General features: G+C 65.3%; 19 protein-coding genes. 5 read left to right on the plus strand and 14 right to left on the minus strand.

Annotation, left to right across the window (positions count from 1 at the left end):
- Positions 1 to 5 precede the first annotated feature (5 nt).
- Positions 6 to 1,064 carry a quinone-dependent dihydroorotate dehydrogenase gene (locus tag ACSQ3D_RS08890; protein ID WP_436126610.1) on the minus strand — a complete coding sequence of 353 codons (1,059 nt, stop codon included), beginning with the start codon at positions 1,062 to 1,064 and terminating at the stop codon, positions 6 to 8.
- A 47-nt stretch (positions 1,065 to 1,111) separates the two neighbouring features.
- Between ACSQ3D_RS08890 and rpiA the strand changes: the two genes are divergently transcribed.
- On the plus strand, positions 1,112 to 1,801 hold the full coding sequence (rpiA, locus tag ACSQ3D_RS08895) for a ribose-5-phosphate isomerase RpiA (protein ID WP_436126611.1): 690 nt from the start codon (positions 1,112 to 1,114) through the stop codon (positions 1,799 to 1,801).
- 111 nt (positions 1,802 to 1,912) lie between these two features.
- Here rpiA and ACSQ3D_RS08900 read toward each other — a convergent pair whose 3' ends face one another.
- From ACSQ3D_RS08900 to ACSQ3D_RS08920, 5 genes are all read right to left on the minus strand, one after another.
- Positions 1,913 to 2,569 carry a glutaredoxin family protein gene (locus tag ACSQ3D_RS08900; protein WP_436126612.1) on the minus strand — a complete coding sequence of 219 codons (657 nt, stop codon included), beginning with the start codon at positions 2,567 to 2,569 and terminating at the stop codon, positions 1,913 to 1,915.
- Positions 2,570 to 2,657: 88 nt separating this feature from the next.
- Entirely contained in the window at positions 2,658 to 4,703 is a 2,046-nt protein-coding gene (locus tag ACSQ3D_RS08905; protein ID WP_436126613.1) for a M3 family metallopeptidase, read from the minus strand.
- A gap of 90 nt (positions 4,704 to 4,793) precedes the next feature.
- Complete coding sequence (gene folD, locus ACSQ3D_RS08910; RefSeq protein WP_056421382.1) at positions 4,794 to 5,648, minus strand: bifunctional methylenetetrahydrofolate dehydrogenase/methenyltetrahydrofolate cyclohydrolase FolD; 855 nt, start codon at positions 5,646 to 5,648, stop codon at positions 4,794 to 4,796.
- 88 nt (positions 5,649 to 5,736) lie between these two features.
- Positions 5,737 to 6,363 (minus strand): response regulator transcription factor, encoded by a 627-nt coding sequence (locus ACSQ3D_RS08915; protein WP_056168907.1) that lies wholly within the window; start codon positions 6,361 to 6,363, stop codon positions 5,737 to 5,739.
- A complete protein-coding gene (locus tag ACSQ3D_RS08920; protein WP_056421381.1) occupies positions 6,360 to 8,921 on the minus strand; it encodes a PAS domain S-box protein in 2,562 nt (853 codons plus the stop codon). The genes ACSQ3D_RS08915 and ACSQ3D_RS08920 overlap by 4 nt, the downstream gene beginning before the upstream one ends.
- Positions 8,922 to 9,087: 166 nt before the next feature.
- Between ACSQ3D_RS08920 and aceE the strand changes: the two genes are divergently transcribed.
- From aceE to lpdA, 3 genes are read left to right on the plus strand one after another with little or no spacing between them, the layout of a single operon-like run.
- On the plus strand, positions 9,088 to 11,805 hold the full coding sequence (gene aceE / locus ACSQ3D_RS08925) for a pyruvate dehydrogenase (acetyl-transferring), homodimeric type (protein ID WP_436126614.1): 2,718 nt from the start codon (positions 9,088 to 9,090) through the stop codon (positions 11,803 to 11,805).
- Positions 11,806 to 11,823: 18 nt separating this feature from the next.
- Entirely contained in the window at positions 11,824 to 13,527 is a 1,704-nt protein-coding gene (aceF, locus tag ACSQ3D_RS08930; RefSeq protein ID WP_396505451.1) for a dihydrolipoyllysine-residue acetyltransferase, read from the plus strand.
- A 15-nt stretch (positions 13,528 to 13,542) separates the two neighbouring features.
- Positions 13,543 to 15,408 (plus strand): dihydrolipoyl dehydrogenase, encoded by a 1,866-nt coding sequence (lpdA, locus tag ACSQ3D_RS08935; RefSeq protein ID WP_396505452.1) that lies wholly within the window; start codon positions 13,543 to 13,545, stop codon positions 15,406 to 15,408.
- A gap of 124 nt (positions 15,409 to 15,532) precedes the next feature.
- Here the strand turns inward: lpdA and ACSQ3D_RS08940 are convergent, their stop codons facing one another.
- On the minus strand, positions 15,533 to 16,483 hold the full coding sequence (locus ACSQ3D_RS08940) for a hypothetical protein (protein ID WP_436126615.1): 951 nt from the start codon (positions 16,481 to 16,483) through the stop codon (positions 15,533 to 15,535).
- Between the two features lie 380 nt (positions 16,484 to 16,863).
- Here ACSQ3D_RS08940 and ACSQ3D_RS08945 point away from each other — a divergent pair, with 380 nt between their 5' ends.
- Complete coding sequence (locus ACSQ3D_RS08945) at positions 16,864 to 18,285, plus strand: aspartate kinase (protein ID WP_056421489.1); 1,422 nt, start codon at positions 16,864 to 16,866, stop codon at positions 18,283 to 18,285.
- 331 nt (positions 18,286 to 18,616) lie between these two features.
- Here ACSQ3D_RS08945 and ACSQ3D_RS08950 read toward each other — a convergent pair whose 3' ends face one another.
- The 7 genes from ACSQ3D_RS08950 to ACSQ3D_RS08980 form a co-directional block, all read right to left on the minus strand.
- Positions 18,617 to 19,993 carry a four-carbon acid sugar kinase family protein gene (locus tag ACSQ3D_RS08950; RefSeq protein ID WP_396505454.1) on the minus strand — a complete coding sequence of 459 codons (1,377 nt, stop codon included), beginning with the start codon at positions 19,991 to 19,993 and terminating at the stop codon, positions 18,617 to 18,619.
- A gap of 3 nt (positions 19,994 to 19,996) precedes the next feature.
- Positions 19,997 to 21,274: a ribulose-bisphosphate carboxylase large subunit family protein gene (locus ACSQ3D_RS08955; protein WP_396505455.1), complete on the minus strand. Its 1,278-nt coding sequence runs from the start codon at positions 21,272 to 21,274 to the stop codon at positions 19,997 to 19,999.
- A 248-nt stretch (positions 21,275 to 21,522) separates the two neighbouring features.
- Complete coding sequence (locus ACSQ3D_RS08960) at positions 21,523 to 22,065, minus strand: VOC family protein (protein ID WP_056168930.1); 543 nt, start codon at positions 22,063 to 22,065, stop codon at positions 21,523 to 21,525.
- Between the two features lie 146 nt (positions 22,066 to 22,211).
- Positions 22,212 to 23,006, minus strand: coding sequence for a transporter substrate-binding domain-containing protein (locus tag ACSQ3D_RS08965; protein WP_436126616.1), 795 nt, complete (start codon positions 23,004 to 23,006; stop codon positions 22,212 to 22,214).
- 55 nt (positions 23,007 to 23,061) lie between these two features.
- Positions 23,062 to 23,886: an amino acid ABC transporter ATP-binding protein gene (locus ACSQ3D_RS08970; protein WP_436126617.1), complete on the minus strand. Its 825-nt coding sequence runs from the start codon at positions 23,884 to 23,886 to the stop codon at positions 23,062 to 23,064.
- Positions 23,887 to 23,900: 14 nt separating this feature from the next.
- Positions 23,901 to 24,572: an amino acid ABC transporter permease gene (locus ACSQ3D_RS08975; RefSeq protein WP_436126734.1), complete on the minus strand. Its 672-nt coding sequence runs from the start codon at positions 24,570 to 24,572 to the stop codon at positions 23,901 to 23,903.
- 223 nt (positions 24,573 to 24,795) lie between these two features.
- On the minus strand, positions 24,796 to 25,488 hold the full coding sequence (locus tag ACSQ3D_RS08980) for an amino acid ABC transporter permease (RefSeq protein WP_436126618.1): 693 nt from the start codon (positions 25,486 to 25,488) through the stop codon (positions 24,796 to 24,798).
- Between the last annotated feature and the right edge of the window lie 274 nt (positions 25,489 to 25,762).

Genomic DNA, 25,762 nt, shown 5'->3' on the forward strand with positions numbered 1-25,762 from the left:
GGTGTTTATCGCGCCATGGCCTTGATGGCCTTGGCCGCTTTGACCACCAGAGCTGGGCCTTCATAAATGAGGCCGGTGTAGATCTGCACCACGTCCGCTCCCGCGCGGATCTTGCTCACAGCGTCTTGCGCGCTCATCACGCCACCGACGCCGATGATGGGAAACTGCGGCCCCAGCGCTGCACGCAGCTGCCGGATCACCTGGTTGCTGGCCTCCAGCACGGGTGCGCCGCTCAGCCCCCCCGTTTCCTCGGCGTGCCGCAGGCCTTGCACGGCAGTGCGCACGATGGTGGTGTTGGTGGCGATCACGCCGTCCATGCCATGGCGTGTCAGGGTGGCTGCAATCACGGCGACCTGCGCTTCATCCAGGTCCGGCGCAATCTTCACGAACACGGGCACGCGCCGAGAATGGCGCGTGGCCAGGACTTCGCGACGCTCCGCGATGGCCCCCAACAAGGCGTCCAGCGCCGCATCGCTCTGGAGGGCGCGCAGGTTCTGCGTGTTCGGCGAGCTGATGTTGACCGTGACGTAGTCGGCATGGGGATACACGCCCTCCAGGCAGGTCAGGTAGTCGCTGGTGGCGTTCTCGATGGGGGTGGTGGCGTTCTTGCCGATGTTCAGGCCCAGCAGCAGGGGGTGGCGCCGGGCTTGCGTGGTGCGAAAACGTGCCTGCTGCACGTTGTGTAAAAAGGCATCCAGCCCCTCATTGTTGAACCCCAGGCGGTTGATGAGCGCACGGGCTTCGGGCAGCCGGAACATGCGTGGCTTGGGGTTGCCCGGCTGCGCCTTCGGGGTGACGGTGCCCACCTCTACAAAACCAAACCCCATGGCGCCCAGCGCATCGATGCAGCGGGCGTTCTTGTCCAGGCCTGCCGCCATGCCGACGCGGTTCGGAAAGGTCAGCCCGGCCAGTTGCACGGGGTCGTCCACCGTCTCGTTGCACCAGGCCCACTGCAGGGGGGTGCGCTGACCGCGGGCCAGCATGTCCATGGTGAGTTCATGCGCAGCCTCGGCATCCAGGCCGAAGAGGAAAGGGCGGGTCAGGGCGTAGGGGATCAGGGACATGGAGGTGTGGCGGGGGATAATTGCGCAATAACCTCCGATTTTCTCTCATGACGACCTCCACCTCCCTCTCCCAAGACGAACTCAAGACCCTGGTAGGCCAAGCCGCGTTGCAATACGTGGTGCGCGGCGAGATAGTGGGGGTGGGCACAGGCTCCACGGTGAACAAGTTCATCGATGCGCTGGCCGGCATGAAGGGCGAGATCAAGGGCGCGGTCTCCAGCTCGGTGGCCAGCACCGAGCGCCTCAAGGCCCTGGGCATCCCGGTGTTCGATGCGAACGAGGTCGAATCGCTGGCGGTCTACATCGACGGCGCCGACGAGATCGATGGCAAAGGCCACATGGTCAAGGGCGGCGGCGCTGCGCTCACCCGCGAAAAAATCGTGGCGGCATTGGCGAGCCGGTTTGTGTGCATCGCCGACGAATCCAAGCTCGTGGCCGCGTTGGGCAAGTTCCCGCTGCCGGTGGAGGTCATCCCGATGGCCGCCCAGCACATCACGCGCCGGTTCGCCGCGATGGGCGGCACCGCCAGCCTGCGCCTCAAGGACGGCCAACCTCTGGTCACTGACAACGGTCAGCACATCCTGGATGTCACGGGCCTCTCCATCCAGGACCCGCTCGCATTCGAGTCCGAGATCAACCAGTGGCCCGGTGTGGTGACGGTGGGGGTATTCGCGCACCAGAAGGCGTCAGTGTGCCTGCTGGGTACCGCCCAGGGTGTCAAAACCTTGGCTTATTGAACGGCGCCGGAGCCCTGCAGAAAACACAAAGGGCCGTAGCAACGGCCCTTTGTGTTTGGAGCTCCGCGGCGCCAGTGTGTCGGCACCTGCGAGCCGCGGAATGGGTGGATATCAGAAACGGATACCGGCAGGGTTGCTGGGACTGGGTCCTTCATTGACAGGAGCCGGGGGCCGCACCCGTGAATTGGTGGCTGCCGGCGGTGCAGACGCTGATGCAGGCGAAGCAGCCGGTTCTGCCGCCTTGACTGCGACCAGGGGCGTCGGCGTCGGAGCCCGATAGTTGCGTGGGAGTTGAGATTGCTGGGGATACCCTGCCGTGTCCAGGTACTGGGACCACTCGCCTTCCGAGAAGCCTATGAGATGCTGATTCCCGATCGTGCCAAACGGCAGGCTGGTGTTATTGCTCAATTTTTGAAGCGCTGCGATATCTTCATTGCTCGTGACCGTGCGCTCCGTGAACGGAATTCCCCGCGATGTCAGGAAGGTACGCGCCGACGTACACGGTGTGCAGTCATTGCCTGTGTAGAGCGTGACGGGAAATCGACCGGCGACCTGGCGCAGCGAGGTCGGCAGATTGTCGTTGGCAGAAGCCGGTGCCGTGCCCGTCATGCGCGCCGGTTGTGCGTTTCCTTCCGCGGGCGGGCGGTCCGAAAACGTCACCTTGCCGTCGGGACCGACGATGCGATAGACGCCTTGCGCATGGGCGCCGGCACAGGCCAGTGTCATCAGCAAAGACGCCAGCAAAGGGGCGGTCAGGGGCTTGTGCATGCTCGATTCTCCTCACTCATTCGGGGGCTGGTCCGTCGGCACGGGATGCATAACAAACACCGCACATGCTTCGGGCTCCATGTCTTGTTCACGCGGCTGGCGCTTGCGCCATGCCCTGGTGGCGCAGCAAGGCGTCCAGATTGGGCTCGCGGCCCCGGAACGCCTTGAACGACTCCATGGCGGGGCGGCTGCCGCCAGCCTCCAGGATGGCCTCGCGGTAGCGGCGGCCTGTCTCCGTGCTGGGCAGGCCATCGCTTCCGGCGGTCTCTTCGAAGGCGGCGTAGGCGTCGGCGCTCAGCACCTCGGCCCACTTGTAGCTGTAGTAGCCTGCCGCATAGCCGCCGGCAAAGATATGGCTGAAGGTGTGGGCCGTGCGGCTGAAGGCAGGTGGGGTGAGCACCGAGACCTCGTCGCGCACCTGGGCCAGCAGGGGCATGAAGTCCTTTGCCGGGTCGTGTTCGGTGTGCAGCAGCATGTCGAACAGCGAGAACTCGATCTGGCGCAGCGTCTGCATGCCGCTCTGGAAGTTCTTGGCCGCAATCATCTTGTCGAACAGCGCGCGGGGCAGCGGTGCGCCGGTGTCCACATGGGCCGTCATGTGCTTGAGCACATCCCATTCCCAGCAGAAGTTTTCCATGAACTGGCTGGGCAGTTCCACCGCATCCCACTCCACGCCGCCGATGCCCGAGACGTCGCGTTCATTCACCTGGGTCAGCATGTGGTGCAGGCCATGGCCGAACTCGTGGAACAGCGTGATCACGTCGTCGTGCGTGAGCAGCGGCGGCTTGCCGTCCACACCACTGGCGAAGTTGCAGACCAGGTGCGCCACCGGGGTCTGCAGCACGCCGGTATCAGGGCGCAGCCAGCGGGCGCGCACGTCGTCCATCCAGGCGCCGCCACGCTTGCCGGTGCGGGCCGGCTGGTCCAGGTAGAACTGGCCGACCAATGTGCTTCCACGCTCGATGCGATAGAACTCCACCGCAGGGTTCCACACCGGCGCGCTGTCGCGGCGGATGGACACCTCGAACAGGGTCTCGATGATCTTGAAAAGGCCCGCCAGCACCTTGGGCGCCGTGAAGTACTCCTTGACCTCCTGCTCGCTGAAGGCATAACGCGCTTCCTTGAGCTTTTCGGAGACATAGGGCCAGTCCCAGGCCTGTGGATTGGAGAGCGAAAGCTTTTCTGCCGCAAAGGCGCGCAGGTCTGCCACATCTTTTTCGGCATAGGGGCGCGCGCGGCGGGCCAGGTCGCGCAGGAATCCGACGACCTGTGCGGGCGACTGCGCCATCTTGGGCACCACGGAGACTTCGCCAAAATTGGCGTAGCCCAGCAGCTGGGCCTCTTCACGGCGCAGCGCGAGGATCTCGCCGATCAGCGCCGTGTTGTCGAACTTGCGCGCATCGCCTTGGGCCTGGTCGGAGGCGCGGGTGACGTACGCGTGATACAGCTTCTCGCGCAGGTCGCTGCGCGTGGCGAACTGCATCACCGGCAGATAGCACGGCATCTTCAGGGTGAGCTTGTAGCCGTCCTTGCCGTCGGCCTGCGCGGCTGCGAGCGCAGCCTGCTGCACATCGGACGGGATGCCGTCCAGCTCGTCGGCCGTGGCGTAGTAGGCGTAGGCGTCGGTGGCATCCAGCGCGTTCTCGCTGAACTTCTGGGACAGCTCGGCCTGGCGCTCCTGGATCTGGGCGAAGCGCTCCTTGGCGGCACCCGTCAGCTCAGCGCCGCTGAGCACGAAGTTGCGCACGGCGTTGCGGTGCGCCTGGCGCTGCTCGTCCGTGAGCGTGGCGGGGTCGATGGCCTTGTACTTGGCGAACAGGCGTTCGTCGGCGCCCAGGCGCGTCCAGAACTCGGTCACGCGGGGCAGGGCGGCGTTGTATGCGGCGCGCAACTCGGGGGTGTCCGCCACGCTGTTGAGGTGGCTGACCGCGCCCCAGGCCATGCCCAGCCGCTCGGTCGCCACGTCCAGCACCTTGGCGATCGCATCCCAGCGGGCCGGGAACTCGGGTGCCGTGACGGTTTCCAGGGCCGCACTGGCCCGTTCGAGCAGCACATCCATGGCGGGCGCCACGTCGTCGGGACGGATGCTGTCAAAGGGGGGGAGGCCGGTGAAGTCGAGAAGGGCGTTGCTCATGCGAAGGTAGATGACGCCGAGGGGCGTAGGTTCAAGTTGCAAGGCAGCCAGCGCATGTCGCCGGTGGTCGTCTGGGCTTTCGGCCCGCGCTCAGCGGGCCGCAGTGCGCTCGGCTGCCTCGATGGTGTTCACCAGCAGCATGGTAATGGTCATCGGGCCGACCCCGCCAGGAACGGGGGTGATCCAGCCGGCGACTTCCTTGACGCCGTCGAAGTCCACGTCGCCGCAGAGCTTGCCGTCCGCCTTCCGGTTGATGCCGACGTCGATGACGATGGCGCCGGGCTTGACCATGTCGGCGGTCAGCGTGTTGGCCCGGCCTACGGCCGCCACGACGATGTCTGCCTGGCGGGTGTGATAGCCCAGGTCCGGCGTGCCGCTGTGGGTGACGGTCACGGTGGCGTTGGCCTGCAGCAGGAGCAACGCCATGGGCTTGCCCACGGTGTTGCTGCGGCCGATGACGACCGCGTGCTTGCCCTTGATCGACTGCCCCGTGGATTCGATCAGCTTCATGCTGCCGTAAGGCGTGCAGGGGCGAAACCCGTCCAGGCCCGCCATGAGCTCACCGGCCGACAGCACGGAGTACCCGTCGACGTCCTTGGCCGTTGCGATGGCCTCGATCACTTTGTGGGGGTCGATGTGCTTGGGCAGCGGCATCTGCACCAGGATGCCGTGCACTGCCGGGTCGGCATTGAGTGCAGCGATGCGATCGAGCAGCTTCGCTTCGGTCAGGTCGGCGTCGTACTTTTCGAAGACCGAACGCACGCCGCTGTCCTCGCAAGCCTTGATCTTGTTGCGCACGTACACCGCCGAGGCCGGATCTTCGCCGACCAGGATCACCGCCAGGCCCGGCTGGTGGCCGCGTGCGGTGAGGGCGGCTGCGCGCTGCGCCACGTCGGCGCGCAATTGTCGGGAGAGGGCGTTGCCGTCGATGAGCTGTGCTGTCATGTCAAAAATACCGGATCAAAATGGCCGCTACCGCTGGTCTGTAGAGCGCAAGAAGCTATGAAAATGTGAGCAATGCTATTGGTTCAGCTCAGCCCTTGGGTGCGTTCTGTCCGAGGGCGATCTTCAGCAGGTCGGCCACGGTGTTGGCGTTGAGCTTTTCCATGATGTTGGCGCGGTGCGCTTCCACCGTCTTGATGCTGATGCCCAGGTCGTCGGCGATCTGCTTGTTCAGGCGGCCGGCGACGATGCGTTCGAGCACCTGGGCTTCGCGGCTGGTGAGCTTGGAGAGCAGGGCGTCGCGGCTGGCGGCCTGCTGGTAGCCGGCGAAGGCTTCGCGGGCGTGGTCCAGCATGCGCTCGACCAGGCCGACCAGTTCTTCTTCGTTGAAAGGCTTCTGGATGAAATCCAGCGCGCCCTTCTTCATGGTGTTCACCGCCATGGGCACGTCGCCGTGGCCGGTGATGAAGACGATGGGCAGGGGGGACTTGCGCTCGATCAGGCGGTCCTGCAGCTCCAGGCCGGTCATGCCGCCCATGCGGATGTCGACGATCAGGCAGGCCACCTCGCGCGGGTCGTAGCGCGACAAAAAGGTCTCGGCCGAATCAAAGCAGCGCACCCGGTAGTCCTTGCCTTCCAGCAGCCACTGCAGGGAATCGCGAACCGCCTCGTCGTCATCCACCACATAGACGGTGCCTTTTTTCGGAATCAAGCTCATGCAATTGTCCTTGGGTTTTGTACGTTTGCTACAGAATTTGTAGTGGCATCCGCAGGTTTGGCAAGCGGCAGCCAGAAGAAGAACCTGCAGCCAATGACCTCTGTTCCATTGTAGAGGTTCTCCGCCTGCATCCGGCCCTGGTGCGACTCGACGATGCTGCGGCACAGGTTCAGCCCCATGCCCATGCCTTCGGCCTTGGTGGAGAAGAACGCCTCGAACAGCCGCTCCAGCACCTCGGGCGCGAGACCCTTGCCGGTGTCCTGCACCGAGAACTCCACGCCCTGCCGGTCTTCGATGGTCTTGGGCACCACCCGCAGCTCCACGCTGCGGCCAGCCACCGGGCGGTCGGCATGCTGGATGGATTCGGCGCCGTTCTTCATCAGGTTCACCAGCACCTGCTCGATCAGGATGGTGTCCGCCATCACCGGCGGCAGGCGCGCAGCCACGTAGTGCGTCAGGCGCACGTTGTGGCGGCGCAGTTCGATGTCGGCCAGCTCCACGGCCTCGTTCACCATCGAATGCACGTCCGCCAGCGTGCGGTTGGGCTCGCTCTTCTTCACGAAGGCGCGGATGCGCTGGATGATCTGGCCCGCACGCTGCGCCTGGTGCGCCGTTTTCTGCAGCGCGGTCAGCAGGGCTTCTTCGGTCAACTGCCCGCTCTGGATGCGCGAGACCATGCCGCTGCAGTAGTTGTTGATGGCCGTGAGCGGCTGGTTCAGCTCGTGCGCCACGCTCGACGCCATCTCGCCCATGGTGATCAGGCGGCTGACCGACTGGGCCCGCTCGGCCTGGCGCGAGGCCTGCTCTTCGGCCTGGCGGCGCGGCGTGATGTCGGTGGCAATCACCATCTGCGCCAGGCGCCCGTCCACCCAGTTCAGGTAGCGCGAGCGCACTTCCAGCCACTTGCCCAGGTCGGGCAAATAGATCTCGGCGTTCTCGGTGCGGGCGCTGGTGAGCGGGTCGGTCGGCAGGCCCATCAGCCCGTCCTCGTCGTCCATGCCCGTGGGGTTGTTGCCGGCCACGGGCACCACGCCGGCCTGCGCCACCAGTTGCAGGTGCCCGCCGGTCTGCGAGCCGAACCATTGGCGGTAGAGCTTGTTGGCGAACAGCAGCTCCTCGCTGCCCAGCGGCGCCACCGACACCGAGGCGTCCAGCGACTCCAGCACGATGGTGAAGCGCTCGTGCGAGGCCGACAGCTGCTCGCGGATGCGGTTGGGCTCGGTGATGTCGGTCATCGACGTCATCCAGCCGGTCTGGTGGCCGCGCGCGTCGATCAGCGGCGACACGTACAGCCGCGCATCGAACAAGGTGCCGCTCTTGCGCCGCACCCGCACCTGAAAGCCGCCCACGATGGTCTTGCCCGAGAGCTCGTCGCGCAGCTTGGCGTGCAGCGCTTCGTGGTCGGAATCGGGCCAGTAGGGGAAGGGCGCCTTCAGGCCCACCAGCTCGGCCTCGCTCCAGCCCGTCATCTGGCAGAAAGCGGCGTTCACGTAGGTGATGCGGCCTTCCATGTCCAGCGCACGCATGCCGGTCAGGATGGAGTTCTCCATCGCGCGGCGGAAGTTGGTCTCGGCCACCAGGGCCTGTTGCGCCTGCATGCGCCGGCGCGTGTGGCGCCAGGTGGCGATCAGCATCCACGCGGTCATGGCCGAGAGCGTGCCCACCAGCCAGAACAGCCCGCTGCCCACCACGCCCAGGGACGTGCGGTAGGCCTGTGCCTTCAGCACCAGGCCGTTACCCACCGGCGATACGGGCACTTCGTATTCGTTGGCACGCGATGCCCACGGCAGAAATTGCGTGGCGGTATTGCGCGGCCCCAGCGGCGTGCCGGCCAGCACCTGGTTCTTGCCGTCCAGCAGCGTCACGGCATACCGTGCCAGCACCTCGGTGGGGGTGCCGTAGCGCAGCAGGCTGTCGATGGAATATTCGCCCAGCACCACGCCGCTGAACTTGCCCTGGTTGTTCAGGGGCACCTGCAGTTGCAGCAGCGGCGTGGTGTCGCCCGCCGTCACGGCCGGCTGGGCATACACGGGTTGCTGCAGGTCACGTGCCAGGCCGAAGGTGTCCGCCGTGTCGCCGGGCTTGAGCACTTCGCCCGCGATGCGCAGCTCGCTGCTGGCCAGGGTGGGGGCGGCGTGGCTGGCGCGGATGCGGCGGCGCTCGTCGATCCAGGTGATGGCCTGCAGCTCGGGGTACTGGCTGATCAGGGTCTCGGCGCGGCTCACGAATTCGGAGCGCTCGAGCTCCTGGTTCGACAGGTCGCGCGCAATGCGCATGAGCTGCTCCTGGCGCTCCAGCAGCCGCAGCCGCACGCGCTGCTGGGCGTATTCCACATCACGGCGCAGGGCTTCCTGTTCGCGTTCGGCCTCTTCGGCCCTCAAATACCAGAACGCCGCCACGATGGCCGCCAGAAACATCAGCACCGCAGCCAGCGGCGCCAGGGCGGCAAAACGGTCCTGCCGGGTGGGCGACAGCCCCCGCCACCACTTGCGCCACCAGCGGATCGGGGCGGCCACGGGGGAGGCCGTGGGAGGGGAGGTGGTCGGCAGCGGGTCCATCCTCCGAGTGTAGGTGAGGCTTGTGGCCCTGCTGGCCCCGGTATTTTGTGCGTTTGCAGCATTTTCTTGCAATGTGAAATGCAAAAGCACCATTTGAAATTGGTAAAAAATATGCGAAACTAGAGCCAACGACCTAAATTTGCTGCCACATCTACAGGAGACAAACATGTCAGCTCAGCCCGACCAAGAGGCCGGTTTCGGCATCGGCACGGACGCCGATCAGCAGGAAACCCGTGAATGGATGGACGCCCTGTCCGCCGTCATCGACAAGGAGGGCCCTGAGCGCGCCCATTTCCTGCTCGAGCAACTTCTCGAACATGCCCGCCAGAGCAGCATCGACATGCCGTTCTCCGCCAATACGGGCTACGTCAACACCATCGAAGCCGACCAGGAAGCCCATTGCCCTGGCAATATCGCGATCGAAAAGCGCCTGCGCGCCTACATGCGCTGGAACGCCATGGCCATGGTCGTGCGGGCCAACCGCCTGAACCCTGCCGACGGTGGCGACCTGGGCGGCCACATCGGCTCGTTCGCGTCCGTCGCCAGCATGTTCGGCGCCGGCTTCAACCACTTCTGGCACGCTGCCAGTGAGGACCACGGTGGCGACCTGCTGTACATCCAGGGCCACAGCTCGCCCGGCATCTACGCCCGCGCCTACCTCGAAGGCCGCCTGACCGAAGAGCAGCTCGACAGCTTCCGCCAGGAAGTGGATGGCAAGGGCCTCTCGAGCTACCCGCACCCCAAGCTCATGCCCGAGTTCTGGCAGTTCCCCACGGTGTCGATGGGCCTGGGCCCGCTGATGGCCATCTACCAGGCGCGCTTTCTCAAGTACCTGCACGCCCGCGGCATTGCCGACACGGCCAAGCGCAAGGTCTGGGTCTTCTGCGGCGACGGCGAAATGGACGAGCCCGAATCGCTGGGCGCCATCGGCCTGGCCGCGCGTGAAAACCTGGACAACTTGGTCTTCGTCGTCAACTGCAACCTGCAGCGCCTGGACGGCCCGGTGCGCGGCAACGGCAAGATCGTGCAAGAGCTCGAAAGCGAGTTCCGCGGCAGCGGCTGGAACGTCATCAAGCTCCTGTGGGGCAACGGCTGGGACACCCTGCTGGCGCGCGACAAGACCGGCAAGCTCAAGCAGCTGATGATGGAGACGCTGGACGGCGACTACCAGGCCATGAAGGCCAACGACGGCGCCTTCGTGCGCAAGAACTTCTTCGGCAAGTACCCCGAAACGGCCAAGCTGGTCGAGCACATGAGCGACGAAGAGATCTTCGAGCTGCGCCGCGGTGGCCACGAGCCCGCCAAGGTGTACGCCGCGTTCCACGCCGCCAACGAGCACAAGAACCAGCCCACGGTGCTGCTGGTCAAGACCGTCAAGGGCTATGGCATGGGCAAGGCCGGTGAAGGCAAGAACACCGTGCACCAGACCAAGAAGCTGTCGGACGAAGACATCAAGTACATCCGCGACCGCTTCAACATCCCGATTCCGGACAGTCAGCTGGCCGACATCCCCTACTACAAGCCGGCCGACGACACGCCGGAAATGCAGTACCTGCAAGAGCGCCGCAAGGCCCTGGGCGGCTACCTGCCCAAGCGCCTGCCCAAGGCCGAAGAGAGCTTCACCGTGCCCTCGCTGGACACCTTCAAGGCCGTGCTGGAGCCCACCGCCGAAGGCCGTGAAATCTCCACGACCCAGGCGTACGTGCGCTTCTTGACGCAGCTGCTGCGCGACCAGGCCCTGGGCCCGCGCGTCGTGCCCATCCTGGTGGACGAAGCCCGCACCTTCGGCATGGAAGGCCTGTTCCGCCAGATCGGCATCTACAACCCCAAGGGCCAGCTGTACACCCCGGTCGACCGCGACCAAGTGATGTACTACAAGGAAGACAAGGCCGGCCAGATCCTGCAGGAAGGCATCAACGAAGCCGGCGGCATGGCCAGCTGGATCGCCGCTGCCACCAGCTACAGCACGAACAACCGGATCATGATCCCGTTCTACGTGTACTACTCGATGTTCGGCTTCCAGCGCATCGGCGACCTGGCCTGGGCGGCGGGTGACATGCAGGCCCGCGGCTTCCTGCTGGGCGGCACGTCCGGACGCACCACGCTCAATGGCGAAGGCCTGCAGCACGAAGACGGCCACAGCCACATCCTGGCCGGCACCATCCCCAACTGCGTGAGCTACGACCCGACCTTCGCCCACGAAGTCGGCGTGATCATGCACCACGGTCTGAAGCGCATGGTCGAGCGCCAGGAAAACGTCTTCTACTACCTGACGCTGCTCAACGAAAACTACCCCATGCCCGGCCTGCAGCCCGGCACGGAAGAGCAGATCATCAAGGGCATGTACCTGTGCAAGCAGGCGCCCGCCCTGGCGGCAGACGCACCCACCGTGCAACTGCTGGGCAGCGGCACCATCCTGCGCGAATCCTTCTTCGCCCAGGAACTGCTCGAAAAGGAATGGGGCGTGGCCGCCAGCATCTGGAGCTGCCCCAGCTTCAACGAACTGGCCCGCGACGGCCAGGACGTGGAGCGCTGGAACCTGCTGCACCCCACGGAAACCCCACGCACGTCCTTCGTGGCCGAGCAACTGGGCAAGACCACGGGCCCCGTGGTCGCATCCACCGACTACATGAAGAACTATGCGGACCAGATCCGCTCGTTCATCCCGGCTGGGCGCACCTACAAGGTGCTGGGCACCGACGGCTTCGGGCGCAGCGACTTCCGCAGCAAGCTGCGTGAGCACTTCGAGATCAACCGCCACTACATCGTCGTGGCGGCCCTCAAGGCGCTGTCCGAAGAAGGCAAGGTGCCTGTGGCCAAGGTGGCAGAAGCCATCGCCAAGTACAACATCCAGGCCGACAAGGTCAACCCGCTCTACGCATAAATCGAACCGGAGACAACAATGGCATTGGTCAACATTCAAGTCCCGGACATCGGCGACTTCGACGAAGTCGGCGTGATCGAGCTGCTCGTCAAGCCTGGCGATACCGTCAAGGCAGAGCAGTCGCTCATCACGGTGGAATCGGACAAGGCATCGATGGAAATCCCGTCGAGCCACGCGGGCGTGATCAAGGAGATCAAGACCGCCGTCGGCGACAAGGTCAAGCAGGGCTCCGTCATCGTCGTGCTCGAAGCGGCAGACGCTGGCGCTCCTGCGGCCGCTCCGGCTGCAGCACCCGCGTCGGCATCTGCACCCGCACCCGCTGCAGCACCCCAGGCCGCAGCACCGGCTCCCGCTCCTGCAGCGGCGCCGGCCGCTGCATCGGGCCCGGTGGAAGTGCGCGTCCCCGACATCGGTGACTTCAAGGACGTGGCCATCATCGAGATGCTGGTCAAGGTCGGCGACACGGTCAAGGTCGAGCAGTCGCTCTTCACCGTGGAGTCCGACAAGGCCTCCATGGAGATCCCTTCGCCCGCCGCTGGCGTGCTCAAGGAACTCAAGGTCAAGATCGGCGACACCGTGAACATCGGCGACCTGGTCGCGGTGCTGGAAGGTGCAGCCGCGCCTGCGGCATCTGCGCCGGCACCTGCCGCCGCCCCGGTTGCTGCTGCTGCGCCTGCAGCCCAGGCTGCGGCCCCAGCACCGGCTCCGGCCCAGGCCGCTGCGGCAGCACCTGCCCCGGCAGCGGCGGCCGTGCCTGCCCACCAGCCCGGCACGCCCACCCCCGGCCTGCCGCACGCATCGCCCTCCGTGCGCAAGTTCGCCCGCGAACTCGGCGTGCCGCTCGACGAGGTCAAGGGCACCGGGCCCAAGGGCCGCATCAGCCAGGACGACGTGCAGGCTTTCACCAAGCAGGTGATGAGCGGCGCCACCCAGACCAAGGCCCAGGCCGCCAAGGCGCCCGCGGGCGTCAGCGGTGGCTCCGGCGCAGGCCTGGATCTGCTGCCCTGGCCCAAGGTCGACTTCACCAAGTTCGGCACGGTGGAGCGCAAGGACCTGTCGCGCATCAAGAAGATCAGCGGCGCCAACCTGCACCGAAACTGGGTGATGATCCCCCACGTCACCAACAACGACGAGGCCGACATCACCGAACTCGAAGCCTTCCGCGTCTCCACCAACAAGGAGAACGAGAAGAGCGGCGTCAAGGTGACCATGCTCGCCTTCGTGATCAAGGCCGTGGTGTCCGCGCTCAAGAAATTCCCTGAGTTCAACACCAGCCTGGACGGCGACACACTCGTCTACAAGCAGTACTACCACATCGGCTTTGCGGCCGACACGCCCAACGGCCTCGTGGTGCCCGTGCTCAAGGACGCCGACAAGAAGGGCATCATCCAGATCAGCCAGGAGATGGGCGAACTGGCCAAGAAGGCCCGCGACGGCAAGCTCGGCGCTGCCGACATGCAGGGCGGCTGCATGTCGATCAGCTCGCTGGGCGGCATCGGCGGCACGCACTTCACCCCCATCATCAACGCACCTGAGGTGGCCATCCTGGGCCTGTCCAAGGGCCAGACCAAGCCCGTGTGGGACGGCAAGCAGTTCGTGCCGCGCCTGGTGTTGCCACTGTCGCTGTCGTACGACCACCGCGTCATCGACGGTGCATCGGCTGCGCGCTTTAACGCCTATCTGGGCCAGGTGCTGGCGGACTACCGCCGCATCCTGCTGTAACAAGGAGACCCTGGTATGGCAATCATTGATATCAAGGTTCCGGACATCGGCGACTTCGCCGAAGTGGCGATCATCGAAGTGCTGGTCAAGCCCGGCGACACCATCAAGGCCGAGCAGAGCCTGGTCACCGTGGAGTCCGACAAGGCCTCCATGGAGATCCCCTCCAGCCACGCCGGTGTGGTCAAGGAGCTGAAGGTCAAGCTCGGCGAGAAGATCGCCGAAGGCTCGGTGGTGCTCACGCTCGAAACGTCGGATGCGGCCGCTGCACCGGCGCCAGCGCCTGCGGCTGCTCCAGCCGCGGCATCTGCACCCGCAAGTCCTGAGCAAAAAGCTGCTCCAGCGCCCGCCGCGCAAGCGCCAGCCGCTCCTAAAATCGAAGCATCCAGCTTCGGCGGCACGGCCGACCTGGACTGCGACGTTGTCGTGCTCGGTGGCGGCCCCGGCGGCTACAGCGCCGCCTTCCGTGCGGCCGACCTGGGCCTCAAGGTCGTCATCGTCGAGCGCTACGCCACCCTGGGCGGCGTGTGCCTGAACGTGGGCTGCATCCCCTCCAAGGCGTTGCTGCACGTGGCCGCCGTGATCGATGAAGTCAGCCACCTCAAGGCGGCCGGCATCGACTTCGGCGCACCGCAGGTCAACATCGACACGCTGCGCGGCCACAAGGACAAGGTCATCGGCAAGCTGACCGGCGGCCTGGCCGCCATGGCCAAGATGCGCAAGGTGACCACCGTGCGCGGCTACGGCAGCTTCGTCGGCGCCAACCACCTCGAGGTGGAAGAGACCAGCGGCACCGCGCAGGAGAAGACGGGCACCAAGAAGGTCATCGCCTTCAAGAAGGCCATCATCGCCGCCGGCAGCCAGGCCGTGCGCCTGCCCTTCATGCCCGACGATCCACGCGTGGTCGACTCCACCGGCGCCCTGGCGCTCAAGGAAGTCCCCAAGCGCATGCTCATCCTGGGCGGCGGCATCATCGGCCTCGAAATGGGCACCGTGTACAGCACGCTGGGCGCACGCCTGGACGTGGTCGAGATGATGGACGGCCTGATGCAGGGCGCCGACCGCGACCTCGTCAAGATCTGGCAGAAGATGAACGCGCCGCGCTTCGACAACATCATGCTCAAGACCAAGACGGTGGGGGCCAAGGCCACGCCTGAAGGCATCGAGGTGACGTTCGCCGCAGCGGAAGAGGGCGGCACCGCGCCCGCGCCGCAGACCTACGACCTGGTCCTGCAGGCCGTGGGCCGCACGCCCAACGGCAAGAAGATCGCCGCCGACAAGGCCGGCGTGGCCGTGACGGACCGGGGCTTCATCAACGTCGACATCCAGATGCGCACCAACGTGCCGCACATCTTCGCCATCGGCGACATCGTGGGCCAGCCCATGCTGGCGCACAAGGCGGTGCATGAAGCGCACGTGGCAGCCGAAGTCATCGCAGGTGAACTGCAAGGCAACAAGGAACTGGCCAGCGCCGCCTTCAACGCCCGCGTGATCCCGAGCGTGGCCTACACCGACCCCGAAGTGGCATGGGTGGGCCTGACCGAAGACCAGGCCAAGGCGCAAGGCATCAAGGTCAAGAAGGGCCTGTTCCCGTGGAATGCTTCCGGCCGCGCCATCGCCAACGGCCGCGATGAGGGTGTGACCAAGCTGCTGTTCGACGACTCGCCAGAGGCCCACGGCCACGGCAAGATCCTGGGCGGCGGCATCGTGGGCACCCACGCTGGCGACATGATCGGCGAGATCGCTTTGGCCATCGAGATGGGCGCGGACGCAGTCGACATCGGCAAGACCATCCATCCGCACCCGACGCTGGGCGAAAGCATCGGCATGGCGGCGGAGATTGCCCACGGCAGCTGCACGGACGTGCCACCGCAGAAGAAGTAATCGCATCAGCCATTGCGCAAAAAAGCCCAGGCAGTTCGCTGCCTGGGCTTTTTTTGTCTGCCCAAGGGGTTGCTGGGCCGTTGTCAGCCTGATCAGGACCGGAGTCCGATGCAAACCGCCCCTGTCACTTGTGCGGAATCGCAATAGGGCGTTTGCGCGGCGGTTTGGTCACCGGCTTGTGTTCTCCGAAAGCGACCTTCTCGCTGCGCTCCGAGTTCATCAGTGCGATGAAGAAGGGCTTGAGCGGCACAAAATCGAAGTTCTTTTCCACCACCAGGTACCGTGACAAAGGGCCGATATCGGCAAAGCCCGACGCTCCCGATTGCACCTGCCGAAACCGGCGGTTGGCCCCTTGTGCCAGGCCCCGGCGCTCGCGCAATGAAAGGTCCGCCAGCGGCTGCACGAAGGCGCTGCGCGCGCTGAAGCGCACCCAGGTCTGGCCGCCGGGGGGAATCGCTGTGGAGTTGACGCTGACGGTTTCTGCCGCCGTGCCAAGAGGGCTGGCCGGGGAGGGCGGGCCCATCACGGTCAGGCGCAGCTCCAGTTGCAGCGATTGTTCAGTGCCCTGGTTCTTGACCAGAACGTCGAGCTGACGCTTGCTGCCCGGCACCGCCTTGAAGTCGATGAACTTCAGGTTGGAAAACGGGCTAGGGTCGCCTTCTTTCCACTTCGGCGCCAACGGGGGCACTTGCGCCTTTTCCCACAACACCACGTTGTCGTTCTCGTTCGACTCGATCACGTCGCCATAACCGTCGGCGGTGATCCGGAAACCGTGCTTCGACCCGAACTGATCCTTGGTGATGTTCTTGGGCAGCTGCATCGAGAAGCCGATCATGCAGTCCCCGCTGCCCGGATACCCGCCCAGCTTGTCGATGTCGTGGCCCACCGCGTACATGGGGCCATCCGCTTGCGTCGGCCCGGCAAATACCTCGAACCGCACATAGAACAGCCCGGTTTCCCCCGTCGGACTCTTGGGGTCGAGGAAGGCGTCCGGTGGGCTCAGGTCGGTGCGGTAGTTGGCATTGATCACGGTCACGTGGGCAAACCACGGCTGTGCGGGGTCGTAACAGGGCATGTCAGGCGTCGCCTGCTCGATTCCATCAAAACGGACATGCAAATTGGGTAGTGCCATGGTGCTTCGTACCGGTTGTTGTGGATGAACAAAAGCGGTGGATGCCTTGCAAAGGCCTCAGGCAAGCGCGCGCCGGCAAAGTATGTCACTGAACCTCGAAAATGGTCTCGCAATTTGTGCCGGTGTCTGTCGCGGCGCACGCCAGCCTTCCATCGCCGCGAAGCCCTTGTGGCGTGTGCCTGGCCCCGACATGCGGCCCCGACACAGGGACGCGCCAGAGTGCCGCGCCAAAAGTGGTGGAAAATACCGGGTTTGCTGCCGCATGCCTTTCGGGCAGCGCTGCGGCCCGGTTTTTTTACTTGTTTGCTCCCTTGAGCCTGTCCATGCAAGACGTTCAAAACTCCAAGATCTCTGTCGAAAAGATCGGCGGCACTTCCATGACCGCCTTTGGCGATGTGCTGCGCCACATCGTGCTGCACGATCCCAAGCGCATCAACGGCCGGATCTACGTGGTCTCCGCGTACTCGGGCGTGACCAACCAGCTGCTGGAGCACAAGAAGACGGGCGAGCGCGGCATCTATGCGCTGTTTGCCGAAGGCAAGGGCTACCAGGATGCCTTGACCCAGCTGGCCGTCAGCCTGAAAAAGCTCAACGCAGGTTATGCCGACATCGGCCTGCCGCTCGATGTGGCGGATGCCTTCATCGACCAGCGCATCGGCCAGGCACGCGAGTACCTGGGCGCCATGCAGCACGTGCTGGCCAGCGGTTACCTGAGCCGCCACGACGTCCTGCTGGCTGCGCGCGAGGTGCTGGCCTCCATCGGCGAGTCGCACAGCGCCTTCAACTCGGTCGAGATCCTCAAGGCCAACGGCGTGAATGCCATCCTGATGGATCTGGCCGGCTTTGAAGACAACGAAGCCTGGACCATCGACGAGCGCATCGCGCAAAGCTTCAAGGGCCTCAACCTGAGCGACAAGGTGGTCGTGGCCACCGGCTACACCAAGGGCACCGAAGGCATCATGCGCGAGTTCGACCGCGGCTATTCCGAGGTCACGTTCAGCAAGATCGCGGTGGAAGTGCGCCCGGCCGAGGCGGTGATCCACAAGGAATTCCACCTCTCGTCTGCCGACCCCAACCTGGTCGGCCTGGAAAACGCCATCGTGGTCGGCGCCACCAACTACGACGTGGCCGACCAACTGGCCGACGTGGGCATGGAGGCCATCCACCCCAAGGCCGCCAAGCCCATGGAGCTGGCCGGCATTCCGATCCGCCTGAAGAACACCTTCGAGCCCGACCACCCCGGCACGCTGATCACCAAGGACTTCGTGGGCGAGCGCGCCCGCGTGGAGATCGTCACCGGCACCGACAAGGTCACGCTGATCGAGATCCACGACCCCAGCATGGTGGGCACGGTGGGCTTCGATGCCGGCCTGATGAACGTGTTCTGCAAGCACGGCGTGAGCTACATCCTGAAGGCAACCAACGCCAACTCGATCGCCCACCTGGTGTGGGACAACCAGCTCACGCCCGCCATGGTGGCCGAGCTGCAGCGGGACTACCAGATCGTGACGATCAAGCCCAGCGCCATCGTGTGCGCCATCGGCTCCAACATCAGCATTCCCGGCGTGCTGGCCAAGGCGGCGCAGGCGCTGGCCGATGCAGAGGTCAACGTCAACTGCGTGTCGCAGACGCTGCGCCAGGTGAACATGCAGTTCGTGATCGAACGCGAAGACTACAAGACGGCGGTCAAGGCGCTGAACCTGGCGCTGTGCGTGAACTCCGGCGCGCCGGTGCCGCGCGTGTGACAACGTGGCGGCAGGGGTATCGCCTGCCGTGATGTCGGTGCATAAAAGCAGATGCAGAGAGCCGATGCAGGAAGCCTGCGATGGATGACCGAGAGCCCGCCTTGCGCGGGCTTTTTGTCGTCTGGGTGGACGTGAACGGGTGTGGGCAAATTTGAGGGTGTCCGCCCCACGGGTTTGCGTTCAGTCTCGTGGTACGCCAAGCCGATCCCAGGCGGTTTGGGCTGGGCCCTGCGATGTGCTCAGTGGAGGTGGTTCGACGAGTTGTGCCGCGCTTCGACAGGCTCAGCGTGAACGGTTTGCTGGTCTGGAGAGTACGTGGGCGTTGCTGGCGTTAGCCATGGCCGAGCAGCCTTTCGAACAGATCCGCTCCCCCCATCTGCCCGCCCTTGAGCATCAACTCCAGCCCGTGGCGTGACGGGTCTGCGCTGTGCGCGCTGCTCAGCGTGACGCCCGGGCAGACCGTGGTCTTGTACGACAGCCCCCACAACTGCAGCGCCTGCACTGCGTGGCTGGACGTGTCACCGCCAGCAATGCCGATGCGGCGCAGGGGCGCGCCGTGTTCTGCGCGGGCTTGCACCACGCGGGCGATCAGATGGGCGCTGGCCTGGGCGATGTCGGTGGACGACGCCGCAGCGGCCAGCGGCGCGCCGTCCGTGGGGCCGGTGAAGGCCAGCACGTTCTGTCCGCTCTGCAGCCCGGCGCAGATAGCGTCCTGCAGGCCCTGCGCGTAGGCCGTGTCGCCGCACAGCCGCTGGGCGTCCACGGCGATGCGGTGGTACGTGGTGGCGGCCTGCACCTGCACCGCGGTCAGGGGGGACAAGCTGCCCGCCCAGGCCAACACCGGCCCGTCGGCGGGCGCCAGCGGTGCAGCGGCCGTGGACGCCGGCTTGCCCCAGTGGGCGACCAGCGCCTGGGCCACGGCGCTGGAGCCCACGGCCAGCAACCGGGCGTGTTGCGACTGCTGCCACAGCAGGCGGCCCACGGTGGCCAACTGGCCAGGCGTGGTCAGGTCCAGCAAGGTGGGCGCCATGGCGTGGGACGCTGCGCCATGTGCCAGCAGGGCCTGCAGGGCGGCGTTCAGGCCGTCGGTAGTGGAAGTGGCGGTGGTTTCGTTGTCGTTGTCGTTGTCGTTGGTGGTGTCGTACAGCGGATAGTGCAGGGCGGTGATGCCATCCAGCCCCTGGCGCGCCAGATGGAGCCGGAGGTCGGCCTCGCCCATGGGCGTGACCGGATGCTGGCGCATGGTGGGGTGCCGGTCTATGCGGTGCACGGCGCCGCCGGTGCCCGCCGCAGCGAACAGGTTGCTGAACGCGCAGTAGCGCCCCAGGCTGGGTTGCCCGCCCACGATGGGCACCCAGCGGTTGGTCACGAACGGGTGCAGGGTCTGAATGCCGCAAGCGATGTTGCCGACATGCGGGGCGCTGTCGAAGGTGGAGCACACCTTGTAGTGCAGCACCGGCGGTGCCAGCTTGTCGAAGAAGCGGCCGACAGCCGACATTTCGGCCCGCATCGCCTCTGGCGGCATGGCGCGCGCGGCGCCCGCGATGCCCACCGCATCGAGCGGCCCGGCAGCGGCCAGGGCCTCTGCAGTGGGCACGCCCATGAACAACATCGAGCGCAGGCCGGCCTGGGCCAGCACGGCCAGGGTGTCGGTGGCGCCGGTGAAATCGTCTCCGTACCAGCCGTACAGGGGGGCACTCGTCGTCATTGCTTATTTCTTGCCGAAGAATTCGATCGCACGGCGCAGCTCGGAGGCCTGGGTGGCGCGCTGTGCCAGGGTCTCGCCCTTTTGCACTGCGTCCCAGGCCTGCTGCAGGCTGGCCACGCCCGCAGCGGGGCCGTCCGGGTGGGCCAGAATGCCGCCGCCGGACATGAACAGCAGGTCGTTGGACTGGATGCTGTCCCACGTGGCGGGCACGGTGCCGGCCCACTGGCCGTTGGAGAACGCGGGCAGCACGCGGTCGTCCAGGCCTTCGCACAGCGGTGCCAGCGTGTCGTGGGCCGACTCGATGACTTCTTCGTCGGTCTGCGAGAACTTGCCCTGCAGGCCGTGCACATGCATGTGGTCCACGCCCGCCAGGCGCCACAGCGTCTGCCAAGCGTTGAATGAAAAGCCCAGCAGCGGGTGGCGCGACAGCGCGCCGTAGCCATTGCGGTGGCCGTGCAGCGCCAGCGGGCTGTGGCGGCGCAGGGTTTGCACGGCCGAGTAGCCACACCAGTTCAGGCTCACCATCACACAGCTGCCACCCTCGGCCGCAATCAGGTCGGCGTGGCGGCGCATGGCGTCGGTCTCGTCGGTGATGTTGAAGGCCACCATCACCAGCTTGCCGGTCTTGTCCTGGTGGGCGCGAACCCGGCGCATCACAGCCTTGACGCGGTCGGCCAGCGGCGCGTGAACCGGGTTGGCGCAGACCTCGTCGTCCTTGATGAAGTCCACCCCCGCAGCGCACAGACGGCCGGCCAGGTCGCCGGTTTCTTCGGCCGACAAGCCCACGTTGGGTTTGATGATGGTGCCGATCAGCGGTCGGCCCTGCACACCGGTCAGCGCGCGGGTGCCGGCGATGCCGTGGCGGGGCATGTCGAACTGGGCGCGGTAGGCGCGGGGCAGCTTCATCGACTCCAGGCGCAGCCCGGTGACCTCGCCCAGGTCGTACAGATTGCCCGACACCGTGGCGGCCAGCGTCGGCAGGTTGGGGCCGATGTTGTCGCACGGAAAGCTCACCCGCAGCCGGGCCCGCTGCCAGGTCTGCGGCGTGTCGAACATGCCACGCCGCTGCATCCAGCCGTTGGGCAGCGAAGGGGCGGGCGCCACGTCCAGCAGCTCGACCGACTCGACCGTGGCGCGCGCACGTTCGCGCAGCGCGTCGGTCTCGCCCTCCACCCGGGTGAAGGTGCCGCACGACTGCTCGCCCGCCAGCACTTCGGCCACGTGCGCGGGGTCTAGCGGGGTCTCGATCAGGTAGGTGGCTTCAAAGCGGTCTGGGGACATAAGTCGGTTTACTACTGTTTTGATAGCTGCTAGCGCTTACAGATCAAGCGGTAGAGGCCTATTTGGCTTGAAAATTGCACGCACTCAACGCGTTACCCGCGGTCGCAGTCAGCCTGACGAAGGGCTTGCCGTGCGCGCAGAAGCTTCGACAAGCTCAGCCTGAACGGTGAGGCGGACTTGGCTCATGCGCACAGGCTTCGACAGGCTCAGCTCGAACGGTTGGGGGAGAGATGGATGGCCCTTAAAAATCAAATCTTCGACAGATCAGGAAAAGGCCGCACCGGGTCCGTCACGCCATCCCATGTTTCCGACTCGGCACGGATCAGGTCGAACATGCGCCCCTTGGGGCCGGCCACCTCTGACAGCTCGATCACGGTGCCCGGGTGGTACTCGGTGTCGAAGTAGACAAAGCGGCCTTTTTCACCCACCTCGCCGCTCATCACCGTCTTGAAGCCCTGGGCCGTCAAGCGCGCCAGGTCGGCGTCGTAGTCGCTTGTCCAGTACGCCACGTGCTGCAGCCCGGTGCGCCCGGCCTGCAAAAAGTCGCGGTACATCGACGGCACATCGTTGCGCGTCTGGATCAGCTCGACCTGCACATAGCCCGAGTTGGCCAGCGCCACCGAGTTGTGCGGCTCGTACGACTCGCCCTGGTACACGTAGTTCTTGATCGGAACCTTGGGGTTGTAGAACCAGGGGCCCACGCCCAGGGTCTTGCTCCAGTAGTCCATGGCGGCTTCGATGTCGTGGACCACATAGCCAAGTTGGCGGATGGCACCGAAATGGCGACTCATAAAAATTTCCTTTGGTGGTAACGGTCGGATCGGATCGAGCCAGGTCGGGGCAGGGCGCTGCCGGGCGGGGTGGCTTTACCCACCGCCCATCACGTGCCGCCCTGTCGCAGGCTTGGCTTGGCTGGTCTTGTTGGCTGCTTGCTTGCTTACTTCGCGCCGTCGATGATTTCTTTGGGGATCGGCACGCCCGCGTACTTCAGGTGGATGTCGTTGAGCTTGCCGTTGGCCAGGTTGGTCTTGATCCAGCCGTTGACGGCGGCCATCAGCTCGGGCTGGCCCTTGCGCATGGCCACGCCCAGCTGGTACGACTGCAGGATGAACTTGGTCTCGAAGTCGCGCGACGGGTTCTTCTTGGCGATGGCCGCAATGATCGGCGGCGTGATGGCCACGATGTCGGCCTGGCCGGTGGCGGCTGCGGTGATGGAGGCGGACTCGTCGTCGAACCGCACCACCTTGGCCTGCGGTGCGCGCTCGGTCACGATCTTGTCCTGCGGGCCACCGCGCGTCACGGCTACGGTCTTGCCGGCCAGGTCTTCAATGCTGGTGAGCTTCAGGCCCTTGGGTGCGCCCACTGCCGCCTGGATGGCGCCGTAGGGGATGGAGAAGTCCACCGCCTTCTGGCGCTCGGGCGTGATCGACAGCGACGAGATGATCAGGTCCACCTTGTTGGACAGCAGGTTGGGGATGCGCGACGAGTTGGTGGTGTTCACGATCTCCAGCGTCAGGCCCAGGTCCTTGGCCAGCAGCTCGGCCGCCTCCACGTCCGAGCCCACGGGCTTCATCTTGTCGTCCACGTAGCCGTAGAACGGCGCACCAAAGTCGATGCCCACGCGCAGCTTGCCGGCGGACTTGATGTCGGCCAGCTCGGCCATGGCGGGCACGCACAGGGCAGCGGCGCTGAGGGCCAGCAGGGTGCGGCGGAGGATGAGGGAAGTGGTCATGGTGTTGTCTCCTGGTGGTTTTTTGGATAGGAAATCGAAAAGGGCAGGGCTTCAGTCACAGCCCATGGGACAGAAAGTCGCGCAGCTCGGCGGTCTGCGGGTTCTTGAGCATCGCGCCCGGCCCCGTCTCCCACACCTTGCCTTCGTGCATGTAGATGATGGTGTCCGCCACCCGGGCGGCAAACTCCATCTCGTGGGTGACCAGCACCATGGTCATGCCGCCTTGGGCCAGGGCTTCGATCACGCGCAGCACCTCGCCGGTGAGCTGCGGGTCCAGGGCCGAGGTCACCTCGTCGAACAGCATCACTTGCGGCTCCATCGCCAGCGACCGGGCAATGGCCACGCGCTGCTGCTGCCCGCCCGAGAGCTGCTCGGGGTACGCCTGCGCCTTGTCCGCCAGGCCCACCTGCTGCAGCGTGCGGGCGGCAATCGCGCGCGCCTTGGCCGTGGGCATGTTCTTCACGGCCTTGGGGGCCAGCGTGATGTTCTGCTCCACCGTCAGGTGCGGAAACAGGTTGTAGCTCTGGAACACGATGCCCACGTCCTGGCGCAACTGGCGCAGGTCGATGGCCGGGTCGTGCACCGCGTGGCCGCAGACGTTGATGGTGCCGCTGTCGATGATCTCCAGCCGGTCGATACAGCGCAGCGCCGTGCTCTTGCCCGAGCCGCTCTTGCCGATGATGGCCACCACCTGGCCCCGGGGAATGGCAAACGACACGCCCTTGAGCACCTGGTTGCTGCCAAAACTTTTGTGGACGTCTTTCAGTTCCACCACGGGCTGCGGCGGTTGCTGTTGCTGTGACTGTTGTTGAAGCGGTGGTTGTGCAGACAGCGCAGCTTGCGCAGAAGCTTGCATGGCAGCGTCTTGGGCCAGATTCATGGTGTCGTCTCGTTTCATGCGGTGGTCACAGGCCCAGTGGCTGGGCCACGGTTTCCAAACTGCTGGCGCTGCTCCAGCTTGCGGCTCCAGACCGACAGCGGGTAGCACATCGCAAAGTAGACGATGGCGATCAACAGGTACACGGTGAAGGGCTGAAAGATCGAGTTGTTGATGAGCTGCCCGGCACGCACCAGCTCGATGAACCCCACGATGGACGCCAGCGAAGTGTTCTTCACGATCTGCACCATGAAGCCCACCGTGGGCGGCGTGGCAATGCGCACGGCCTGCGGCAGCACCACCAGCCGCATGCGTTGGGTGCGCGACAGGGCCAGGCACTCGGCCGCCTCCCACTGCGTGCGTGGCACCGACTCGATGCACCCGCGCCAGATCTCGCCCAGATACGCGCTGACGTAAACAATCATCGCAATGCTGGCCGCCACGATGGCGGGCAGCTCCAAGCCCGCAATGGACAGACCGAAGTAGCACAGGAACAGCACCACCAGCAGCGGCGTGCCCTGGATGATCTGAATCCACGCAATGGTTGCCCAGCGCACCGCCTTGATCGGGCTGACGCGGCACAGCGCAATCACGCCCCCGGCCAGACCACCGCCCACAAACGCAATCAGCGACAGGCCGACGGTCCACAGCGCGCCCCACAGCAGGTACTGCAGGTGATAAGAGTTCAGTCCGCCATCAATCACAGGCGCACCTCCATAGGGTTGTTGCTTTTGTTTTGGCTGTAGCGGTTGTCGCTGCCGTTGTTGCCGTTGTTACTGAGCTGACAACGAGGCTGACAGGGTCGAAGGACAATCCCCCGTTCGGGCTGAGCTTGTCGAAGCCTCACGCAGCGCCTGGGCAAGCCCAACGTGAACGGATGAAGGTCGAACGAACCCGGTGTCAGTGGCCCGCTCATCGCATGCCCCCAGAGGCGCCGAGCCTGCGCTTGCGCGTGAACACCATCTGCCCGAACACCCACAGCCCCAACCGCATCAGCAGCGACAGCGCCAGGTACGCCACCGCCACCAGGATGTAAGCCTCGAACGGGCGAAAGGTCTCGGACTGCACCCGGGCCGCCACGGCGGTGAGCTCCTCCACCGAGATCTGCGAGGTGATGGACGAGGCCAACATCAACAGCACGAACTGGCTGGTGAGCGCCGGGTACACCTTCTCCATCGCCGGGCGCAGCACCACGTGCCAGTACACCTGCCGGCGCGTCAGGCCCAGGCACTCGGCCGCCTCGATCTGGCCCTTGTGGATCGAATCCATGCCCGCCCGCATGATTTCGCAGGTGTAGGCCGCCACGTTGATCACCAGCGTCAGCAACGCCGCAGCAAACGCCGACACCTTGAAGCCCAGGCTGGCCAAGCCGAAGAACACTAAAAACACCTGCACCAGCAGCGGCGTGTTGCGCAGCACCTCCACATACGCACCGCAGGCCTTGACCAGCCAGCGCTGGTCGCTGCGCCGGCCCACGGCCAGCAGCGTGCCGCCCACAAAACCGATCACCGTGGCCGGGAAGGACAGCAAGATGGTCATCCACGCCCCCTCCAGAAACTGGGGCCAGTTGGCCAGCACGCTGGCAAAGTCGAACTCGTACGTCATGGGTCGGGCAGCCGTGCGCGTCAATCAGCGAGTGTGCTGGCGCCGCGGCCAAAAGCTGGCGGCTTGCCCTGTGGGCGCAGGCGAGCGTGAGCGTGAGCGGAAATACCAGGCATGTCTTTGTCTCCTGCGTGATCGGCCTGGCCAGCGTGCCAGCCGTCACAACCTAGGGTTTTTACTGATGGGTTCTGATGCCTTTGAGCATCGAACGCCGAGTGATAGTATCCGCAGAATCCATCAAATACCAGCAAGCTGGATGATGGTTTTTGATTGAATC

The organism is Acidovorax sp. LjRoot117, assembly GCF_964252695.1.
Taxonomy (GTDB): domain Bacteria; phylum Pseudomonadota; class Gammaproteobacteria; order Burkholderiales; family Burkholderiaceae_C; genus Acidovorax.

Excerpts from the sequence above, each read along its gene's own strand:
- ACSQ3D_RS08890 (WP_436126610.1), bottom strand. The coding sequence starts at position 1,064 with ATGTCCCTGATCCCCTACGCCCTGACCCGCCCTTTCCTCTTCGGCCTG.
- rpiA (WP_436126611.1), top strand. The coding sequence starts at position 1,112 with ATGACGACCTCCACCTCCCTCTCCCAAGACGAACTCAAGACCCTGGTA.
- ACSQ3D_RS08900 (WP_436126612.1), bottom strand. The coding sequence starts at position 2,569 with ATGCACAAGCCCCTGACCGCCCCTTTGCTGGCGTCTTTGCTGATGACA.
- ACSQ3D_RS08905 (WP_436126613.1), bottom strand. The coding sequence starts at position 4,703 with ATGAGCAACGCCCTTCTCGACTTCACCGGCCTCCCCCCCTTTGACAGC.
- folD (WP_056421382.1), bottom strand. The coding sequence starts at position 5,648 with ATGACAGCACAGCTCATCGACGGCAACGCCCTCTCCCGACAATTGCGC.
- ACSQ3D_RS08915 (WP_056168907.1), bottom strand. The coding sequence starts at position 6,363 with ATGAGCTTGATTCCGAAAAAAGGCACCGTCTATGTGGTGGATGACGAC.
- ACSQ3D_RS08920 (WP_056421381.1), bottom strand. The coding sequence starts at position 8,921 with ATGGACCCGCTGCCGACCACCTCCCCTCCCACGGCCTCCCCCGTGGCC.
- aceE (WP_436126614.1), top strand. The coding sequence starts at position 9,088 with ATGTCAGCTCAGCCCGACCAAGAGGCCGGTTTCGGCATCGGCACGGAC.
- aceF (WP_396505451.1), top strand. The coding sequence starts at position 11,824 with ATGGCATTGGTCAACATTCAAGTCCCGGACATCGGCGACTTCGACGAA.
- lpdA (WP_396505452.1), top strand. The coding sequence starts at position 13,543 with ATGGCAATCATTGATATCAAGGTTCCGGACATCGGCGACTTCGCCGAA.
- ACSQ3D_RS08940 (WP_436126615.1), bottom strand. The coding sequence starts at position 16,483 with ATGCCCTGTTACGACCCCGCACAGCCGTGGTTTGCCCACGTGACCGTG.
- ACSQ3D_RS08945 (WP_056421489.1), top strand. The coding sequence starts at position 16,864 with ATGCAAGACGTTCAAAACTCCAAGATCTCTGTCGAAAAGATCGGCGGC.
- ACSQ3D_RS08950 (WP_396505454.1), bottom strand. The coding sequence starts at position 19,993 with ATGACGACGAGTGCCCCCCTGTACGGCTGGTACGGAGACGATTTCACC.
- ACSQ3D_RS08955 (WP_396505455.1), bottom strand. The coding sequence starts at position 21,274 with ATGTCCCCAGACCGCTTTGAAGCCACCTACCTGATCGAGACCCCGCTA.
- ACSQ3D_RS08960 (WP_056168930.1), bottom strand. The coding sequence starts at position 22,065 with ATGAGTCGCCATTTCGGTGCCATCCGCCAACTTGGCTATGTGGTCCAC.
- ACSQ3D_RS08965 (WP_436126616.1), bottom strand. The coding sequence starts at position 23,006 with ATGACCACTTCCCTCATCCTCCGCCGCACCCTGCTGGCCCTCAGCGCC.
- ACSQ3D_RS08970 (WP_436126617.1), bottom strand. The coding sequence starts at position 23,886 with ATGAATCTGGCCCAAGACGCTGCCATGCAAGCTTCTGCGCAAGCTGCG.
- ACSQ3D_RS08980 (WP_436126618.1), bottom strand. The coding sequence starts at position 25,488 with ATGACGTACGAGTTCGACTTTGCCAGCGTGCTGGCCAACTGGCCCCAG.